Annotated in this window: 1 protein-coding gene and 1 pseudogene; both read left to right on the top strand. The window is 42.4% G+C overall.

Features of this window, described 5'->3' with window-relative positions; all coding sequences use genetic code 11:
- A pseudogene (locus JCM10991_RS16550) lies at window positions 1-93 on the top strand (transposase); the annotation flags it as partial.
- A 2-nt stretch (window positions 94-95) separates the two neighbouring features.
- The coding region (locus JCM10991_RS15980; protein ID WP_025021599.1) for an IS3 family transposase at window positions 96-641 on the top strand (546 nt) is incomplete at its 3' end.

Here is a 641-nt window from a genome sequence, read left to right as displayed (position 1 = left end):
AAACAAGAACTCCGTCAAGTTAAGATGGAGCGTGATATCTTAAAAAAATCACTGACCCTGTTCGGACCCTCAAAGCCAAAGATAAAACGGTAATTGTGGATCAGATCAGGGCGGGTCAAAAAGGCTTGCCTAAAAATAAACGGTATGGGATTGGTGAGCTTCTGAGAGTGATTGACTTAAAGCGTGCAACTTACTACGATGAACGTAAGCGCATTGCCAATAAAATTGATAAGTACGCAGATGTCAAGCTAATAATTAAGAAAATAGCGGAAAAAGGCAAGTGGATGGGAAATTACACATACGGCTACCGCCGTATACTGCCACTCCTCCAAGAGGCGGGTTGCCATATGGCTGAAGCGACCTTACGTCGCTTAATGAGCGAATTAGGCGTCCAACCGGCGATGTATAATCGCCGTAAGAATGACCACTATTCTTCTTACAAAGGTACAATTGGTAAAGTGGCTCAAAATCTACTGAATCAAACATTTGATGCCACTATTCCCTACACCGTCCTTCATACTGACGTTTCACAGATACGTTTAGGCAATTCTACTTGGGCCTATATGTCAATCATCTTGGACCAGGCTACTAAAGAGGTTTTAGCTGCTTCTATTAGCCAAAGTCCAAATAAACTGCTGATT

Origin of the sequence: Ligilactobacillus equi DSM 15833 = JCM 10991 (assembly GCF_000615765.1) — a bacterium.
GTDB lineage: Bacteria > Bacillota > Bacilli > Lactobacillales > Lactobacillaceae > Ligilactobacillus > Ligilactobacillus equi.
This window is presented reverse-complemented; position numbering and strand designations above follow the sequence as displayed.